Origin of the sequence: Saccharomonospora sp., from assembly GCF_027317685.1 — a bacterium.
In the GTDB taxonomy this organism is placed as follows: domain Bacteria; phylum Actinomycetota; class Actinomycetes; order Mycobacteriales; family Pseudonocardiaceae; genus Saccharomonospora.
Map to the genome: position 1 here is coordinate 1 of NZ_DAHVQP010000102.1, position 2,080 is coordinate 2,080.

A 2,080-nucleotide genomic window follows, 5' to 3' on the forward strand; every position below is an offset into this window, starting at 1 on the left:
GACGACGGCGGTGTGGGTGAGGACGTCGGCGAAATGCTGCACTCGTTTGGCGTCGCGATCGAGGCCGAGCACCTCACAGCCGAGTCGGGTCAGTTCGGTCGCCAGTGATCCGCCGAACCTGCCGAGCCCGATGACGACGACGCGTTGACCGCGTCTTCTGCTAACCAACGATCGGCCTTTCTTCCGGGAGTTCGTAGTGGCGTCTGTGCGTCTGTAGCGCGAGTGCCGAGGCCAGGGTGATGGGACCGATCCTGCCGAGGAACATGAGCAGTGTCAGGAGCACCGTCGCCGCGTCGGGCAGGTGCGGGGTGATCCCCGTCGACAACCCGACGGTCGCGAACGCCGAGAGCACTTCGAACAGCACCGCGTCGAGGCCGAAGGGGGTGATCACCAGCAGACACAGGGTCACAGCCAGCACGGTGCCCACGCTCAGCAGGGCTACGGCCAGTGCCTGACGCTGTGCGGTGGACGGCACCTTCCGCCCCATCACGTGCACGGTCGGTTCTCCTCGTATCTCCGTGAGGACCACGAAGGCGAGCAGCGCGAACGTCGTCACCTTGATGCCGCCCGCCGTACCGGCGCTGCCTCCGCCGATGAACATCAGTATGTCGTTGACCAGCAGCGTCCCCGATTCGAACTCGCCTACTTCGAGGGTGTTGTAGCCCGCGCTGCGCGGCATGACGGCGTGGAAGGACCCCGCCAGCAGGCGTCCCCCGACGCCGAGCCGACCGAGGGTGTCCGGGTTGTTCCATTCGAGCGCGGTGATGGCGACGGTGCCGAGCACCAGCAGCGAGGCCGTGGTCGACAGTGTGATCTTGGCGTGCAGCGACCAGCGGCGCAGTGATCCCCGGCTGTGGCGCCACAGCTCTATCCACACGGGAAAGCCGAGCCCTCCGGCGATGACGGCCAGGGAGACGGTCACGCAGATCCACGGGTCGGTGACGAACCGCGTGAGGCTGTCCGGGTACAGCGCGAATCCGGCGTTGTTGAACGCCGAGATCGCGTGGAAGACACCGTGGTACACGGCCGAGCCGGTGTCGTAGCCGTAGCCGCTGGCGAATCGGGCGGTCAGGACCACGGCGGTGATCGTTTCGAACGTGATGCTCACCAGCGCGACTCCGGCGAGGACCCGCCGCATGTCGCCCGACTCCAGCGCCTTGCTCTCGGTCTGGGCGGTCAGCCGCATCCGCAACCCGATCCGGCGCGTGATCAACAGCCCCAGCAGTGAGGCCAGCGTCATGATGCCCAGACCACCGACCTGGACGAGTGCGATGATCACCAGCTCGCCGAAGGTGGACCAGTAGCCGGGTGTGTCCGCGACGATGAGTCCGGTCACGCACACGGACGAGGTCGCGGTGAACAAGGCCGTCACGAAGTCGGGTGACTCGCCGGACTCCGTGGCGGCGGGCAGCATGAGCAGAGCCGTGCCCGCCGCCACCACATAGGCGAAAGCGGTCACCACGACCCTCGCGGGGTGCCGCCAACTCGGAAGAAGACGGTGCGGCACCGACTTCAGCCACCTGGTCACGGTTTCCTCCGGGCGCGCTCGGCATGTGCCGATGCGGGAAACGCTACTCCCGATGTCCCGGTCGCGGAGGTCGGCGATCGGGACCGGGGGACCGTGTCGACCGTTCGAGCGGTGGTTTCTCAGGCCTCGTGCTCGACCCGGGGGTCGGCCGCCCACAGGGTGTGGAAGCTGCCGTCGCGGTCCACCCGGCGATAGGTGTGGGCGCCGAAGTAGTCGCGTTGCCCCTGGATCAGCGACGCGGGGAGCCGCTCGGCGCGCAGCGCGTCGTAGTAGGCCAGCGCCGTCGAGAAGCCCGGGGTGGGGATGCCCAGCCGCACGGCGGTGGACACCACCGACCGCCACGCGTCCTGTGCGTCCTCCACGGCCGTGCGGAACTCGCCGCTGGTCAGCAGCGTCGGCAGCGAGGGATCTGCGCGGTAGGCGGCGCGGATGTCGTCGAGGAACTTCGCGCGGATGATGCAGCCGCCTCGCCAGATGGCGGCCACGGCGCCGAGGTCGATGTTCCAGCCGTACTCGGCGCTGCCCGCCTGGATCTGGTTGAAACCCTGTGCG

At 68.2% G+C, this 2,080-nt stretch carries 2 protein-coding genes and 1 pseudogene; all 3 read right to left on the reverse strand.

Features of this window, described 5'->3' with window-relative positions:
• A partial coding sequence (locus M7H19_RS11865) for an NAD-binding protein (protein WP_298180813.1) occupies positions 1 to 168 on the reverse strand: 168 nt, incomplete at its 3' end.
• Positions 161 to 1,459: a potassium transporter TrkG gene (locus M7H19_RS11870; RefSeq protein WP_298180815.1), complete on the reverse strand. Its 1,299-nt coding sequence runs from the start codon at positions 1,457 to 1,459 to the stop codon at positions 161 to 163. The genes M7H19_RS11865 and M7H19_RS11870, both read right to left, overlap by 8 nt.
• 188 nt (positions 1,460 to 1,647) lie before the next feature.
• Positions 1,648 to 2,080: pseudogene (locus tag M7H19_RS11875) on the reverse strand (NADP-dependent phosphogluconate dehydrogenase); the annotation flags it as partial.